3 protein-coding genes are annotated in these 5,048 nt (G+C 37.2%); all 3 read left to right on the top strand.

The genetic code is table 11. The features are described from left to right. The first annotated feature begins 1,039 nt into the window (after positions 1 to 1,039). Positions 1,040 to 3,040 carry a Glu-tRNA(Gln) amidotransferase subunit GatE gene (gene gatE / locus U9P79_06505; GenBank protein MEA2104273.1) on the top strand — a complete coding sequence of 667 codons (2,001 nt, stop codon included), beginning with the start codon at positions 1,040 to 1,042 and terminating at the stop codon, positions 3,038 to 3,040. Further along, entirely contained in the window at positions 3,037 to 4,419 is a 1,383-nt protein-coding gene (gene gatD / locus U9P79_06510; GenBank protein ID MEA2104274.1) for a Glu-tRNA(Gln) amidotransferase subunit GatD, read from the top strand. The genes gatE and gatD overlap by 4 nt, the downstream gene beginning before the upstream one ends. 152 nt (positions 4,420 to 4,571) lie before the next feature. After that, complete coding sequence (locus tag U9P79_06515; protein ID MEA2104275.1) at positions 4,572 to 4,913, top strand: DUF3795 domain-containing protein; 342 nt, start codon at positions 4,572 to 4,574, stop codon at positions 4,911 to 4,913. Positions 4,914 to 5,048: the final 135 nt, after the last annotated feature.

Below are 5,048 nucleotides of genomic sequence, written 5' to 3' on the forward strand. Positions count from 1 at the left end.
TTTGATTTATTTCTAATTCGAACTTATGCATCTTTTTTCTAACTTCTTATATCTAAAATCGTTAATCCTTGTTCTTAAATCAATTTTATTTTCTTTGACTTGCCCATTACCGTTTGTGCAAAAGGCGTTTTAATACTTTTTAAACAAGGTTATGTGTTGGTCTTCCTTGTTTTTGATCTCAGAACAAAGATTAACGATTAGCGATTTTTGATTTATTTCTAATTCAAACTTATTCATCTTTTTTCTAACTTCTTATATCTAAAATCGTTAATCCTTGTTCTTAAATAAATTTTATTTTCTTTGACTTGCCCATTACGATTTGTGCACAAGGCGTTTTAATACTTTTTGAACAAGGTTATGTGTTGGCCTTCCTTGTTTTTGATCTCAGAACAAAGATTAACGATTAGCGATTTTTGATTTTTTTCCAATTCAAACTTATTCATCTTTTTTCTAACTTCTTAAATATAAAATCGTTAATCCTTGTTCTTAAATCAATTTTATTTTCTTTGACTTGCCCATTACGATTTGTGCAAAAAGAGTTTTAATACTTTTTGAACAAGGTTATGTGTTGGCCTTCCATGTTTTTGATCTCAGAACAAAGATTAAAGATTAGCAATGTTTGATTTATTTCTAATTCGAACTTATGCATCTTTTTTCTAACTTCTTATATCTAAAATCGTTAGTCCTTGTTCTTAAATAAATTTTATTTTCTTTGACTTGCCCATAACTAATGGATAACTGTAGTCATTCTCCTAATACCAATAAATATGTATTTCCAATTCCTTCGTTGGCAAATTCTTGTCAAAAATTTAAACTCAAATATCAGTAATGGGAAAATATATAATTGATTTTTTTTAGTTATTTTTATAGTATTAAGTTCGCTTGAAAAAGACGTGTCCAGTCCAGCCTATTGGGAAAAATATTAAGGGGTTGTTTTATACTCGAAAAGGTTGCCAACAAAATCCGATTTTCAGAAAAAATGTAAAAAAATAAAAAGATTTCACAAAATTATTAATTCTTGTTTGTGAAAGGTTTGCCAATGAAAAACAATAAATTTAATCCAAAAGAAAATTACGAAAAAACCAAAAATCAAGTTGGCTATATCTCGTTAGAACAGGCTAATAGCCAGATATATACCGATATGGGATTTAAAAGCGGTTTGGAAATACATCAGCAACTCGCTACAAAGCAAAAGCTCTTCTGCAGATGTCCGGTGGGTATTTATCAAGATGACGATGATTTTGATGCTGAAATTGTTCGCCATATGAGACCAACCCTCAGTGAACTCGGTGGATATGACGGAACTGCTTTGATGGAATTTAAAACCAAAAAAAATATTATTTATCGTATAAAAAACGAAACCGCTTGCACCTATGAAATTGACGACACCCCTCCCTTCCCTTTAAATCGGGAAGCATTGGAATTTGCCATTCAAATTGCCATGATGCTCAAAACAAATATCGTGGGAGAACTTCATATTACCAGAAAGCAATATCTCGACGGCAGCATTCCGACCGGATTTCAGAGAACAGCCATTGTGGGCATTCACGGAGAAATCCCCATAAGCAATAAAAAAATAGGGATTTCGCATTTCACTCTTGAAGAAGATTCTTGCCGAGAAATTTCCGATATCCGCCATACAAGGATCTACAAAACCGACCGTCTGGGAATTCCTCTAATTGAGATCATTACCGATCCGGACATGAAAACTCCTCAGGAAGTGAAAGAAGCTGCTCAATATTTGCGTTTTCTCACACGAGCATCCGGAAAGGTTAGGGTTGGAAGCGGAGCCGGACGTGAAGATACAAACGTGAGTATTAGCGGCGGAACACGTGTAGAGATCAAAGGTGTTTCTCACAACAATTGGCTTCCCAAACTCACCCACATCGAAGCCTTCCGGCAGAAATCTCTTTTACACATAAAGGATATTTTACTTTCACGAGTAAAAAAACCGGCTGAGTGGAAATTGAATCATAAAATAATAAATTTTGGTGTTTCTGATGTGCAGTATAAACCAATCGAAAATGCATTTCGAAATGATTATCAACTTGTAGCAATCAATCTGCCGAAATTTAAGGGTATTCTTTCGCATTTTACCCAACCCGGGCAAGTTTTCGCAGATGAAATCGCCGGCAGATTAAAAGTAATCGCCTGTTTGGAGCATCCGAATATGCTTCATTCCGAAGACCTGAATCCGGTCTTCAATGATCGAACATTAGAAAAAAGAAAAAAGTTACTTCACAGCAAAAACGAAGATGCTCAAATGGTGATCTGGTCGCCGGTTGAAGATCTACAAACTGCCCTTGAAACAATTGAAGAACGATGTAAAATGGCTTTTGAAGGTGTTTGCAGCGAAACCAGAAAATCTTTGCGTAACGGAACAAATATCTTTGAACGAGTTTTACCGGGAGCAGACAGAATGTATCCTGATACGGATTCCGCACCCATTCCGATTTTTGCCGAATATTTAGCAGAGATTAGAAAAAAAGTACCCCAAGATTTGAAATTGCGGCTGAACCAGATGAAAAAGTGGAAAGCTCCGGAGGATACGTATATTTACATTTTACGAAACAATCTTTTCTTCATTATCAAAAAAATAATCAAAGAAACTGCATATAATCCTGTTTTCGTGATTACAACTTTTGCTCATTCTTTGAAACATCTTGAAGGGAAAAAAATCAGATCAGCTGAATTCAAATACGAACTTGTTAGCGACCTTTTTAATTTTATCAAAAATAAAGGATTGGCAAAAAGAATAATTGGAAAAATGTTGCCAATTGTTTATGAATATCCCAAACTTGATTTCAATTCTGTCCTTAAATTGGCTGATTTCAAAACTTCACCGAAAAATAAAATACTAGCCCAAATCCCCGAACTTCATAAGATGTTCCGTAAAATACGAATAAACAAAAATCCTGAAGCGGAAACTGATTGGATAATGGGGCAGTTACGAAAGATAGCTCTCGGAAATATTGACTTACAAAATTTATATCAAATTGTAAAATCATCAGTTGCGGAAACTGGAAAGGAGAAAAAATGAGTGATCTGTTTGCCGGATACAAAGGGCGCGCATTAGAACTCCTAAAAAAAATGAATATTCGAGTTTGGGGAGAGATAGAAATCGAAACAACACGTGGTTTATTTGTGGGAATTTTACTCCCCCGTGCGGAAAATGATGACGACATTCATCTTGTCATAAAACAAGAAACAGGATATAATATTGGAATTGATATTTCCACTATAAATAACATCAGAGAGATCGCCTATAAAAAAGCCAATTACCACATTCCGGAACAAGAATTTCCTTACAGAGATGGTATGCCAAAAGTAAAATTACTTGGCACCGGTGGCACGATAGCCTCACGACTTGATTATCGGACAGGGGCTGTAATTCCTGCGTTTTCGCCCGGGGAATTATACGGTGCTGTTCCCGAACTCGCTGATATTTGCAATCTTGAAACAGAAAAAGTTTTTGCGGTTTTTAGCGAGAATATGGGACCAACCCAGTATAAAAAATTAGCAGTCAGCATCGGCAATGAAATAGAAAAAGGAGTGGATGGAATTATGATCGGGCATGGCACGGATACCCTCCATCACACCGCTGCTGCCTTGACTTTTATGGTGCAAAATCCACCTGTACCCATCGTTCTGGTTGGCTCGCAACGCTCATCAGATCGTCCTTCTTCCGATGCTGCTTTGAATCTTATGCATGCTACAAAAGCTGCAGCAGAATCGGACATCGCAGAGGTGATGGTTTGTATGTTCGGACCAACTTCCGATGAATACGGACTACTTCATCGGGGAATTAGAGTAAGAAAAATGCATTCTTCATATCGCTCCACATTCCGCACAATTGGTGATGTGCCTTTGGCAAGAATCAGCCGTACAGAAATTACCCATATTAAGCCTGATTACAAACATCGTCGAAAAGACAAAAATGTAAAGATCGTGCCGTATTTTGAGGAAAAAGTTTCCATCGTTTATTATTATCCCAATATGCAAGCAGATATTATTGATTCACTTGTGGATAACGGATACAAAGGGATTGTAATCGCCGGAACAGGTTTGGGACACGTGAACAAAACGATTTATCCGGCTATTGAGCGTGCTGTTAAAAAAGGCGTAGCAATCTATATGACCGTGCAAACTCTTTGGGGTTTCGTCCACATGTTCGTCTATGATACAGGCAGAGATTTGATGGCAATGGGAATTGTTCCTGCCGAAAATATGCTTCCTGAGGTTGCTTATATAAAATTGGGTTGGGCTCTCGGGCAAACTGATGATTTGGACGAAGTGAAAAAAATCATGCTAACTCCCATTTCCGATGAAATTACAAAAGGAGAACCTTACAACGGTTATTTAATTTTTCAGGGAGGCATCCCGGAAGTTGAAGAATTTATCAAAAATGTGCATAAATAAATTGAAAATTTGAGAACTAACCTTGCGAATGGTCGCTTCTGACCTTCGCAATGGTTGCATACAGTCTAACTCAAAATCGCACCATTACGGAGGTTGCGGATAACAAACCCCGTGGAAAAAACCATCCGTAAGGTGCTTGAGAAGGGAGCAACATGTCTAAAATGATCGCCTATTGTGGTATTGTTTGCACGGAATGCCCAGCATATATTGCCACAAAAAACAATGATGAGGATTTGAGAAAAAAAACCGCTACGGAATGGTCGAAAACTTATGGTGCGGAAATTAAACCAGAAAATATTTATTGTGATGGTTGTCTGCAAGATGAAGGGCATCTGATAGGGCATTGTGCCGAATGTGAAATTCGGGCATGTGGCAAAGAGAAAAAGGTTGAAAACTGCGCCTACTGCGATGATTTTGCCTGTGAAAAACTGGAAAAATTTTTTGAATTCGTTCCCACTGCCAAAAAGGTTCTGGAAAATATTCGGAACAAATAATTGGTGACCAGTTTTAAATTTAAACCTTGCGAATGGTCGCTTTTGACCTTCGCAATGGTTGAATGCAGTCCAACCCAAAATTGCACCATTACGGAGGTTGCGGATAACAAACCCCGTGGAAAAAACCATCCGTAA

Source organism: Candidatus Cloacimonadota bacterium, from assembly GCA_034661015.1.
Lineage (GTDB): Bacteria > Cloacimonadota > Cloacimonadia > JGIOTU-2 > JGIOTU-2 > JAYEKN01.

What these genes read in the sequence shown, in the direction of transcription:
- gatE (MEA2104273.1), top strand. Translation starts at nt 1,040, where the DNA reads ATGAAAAACAATAAATTTAATCCAAAAGAAAATTACGAAAAAACCAAA.
- gatD (MEA2104274.1), top strand. Translation starts at nt 3,037, where the DNA reads ATGAGTGATCTGTTTGCCGGATACAAAGGGCGCGCATTAGAACTCCTA.
- U9P79_06515 (MEA2104275.1), top strand. Translation starts at nt 4,572, where the DNA reads ATGTCTAAAATGATCGCCTATTGTGGTATTGTTTGCACGGAATGCCCA.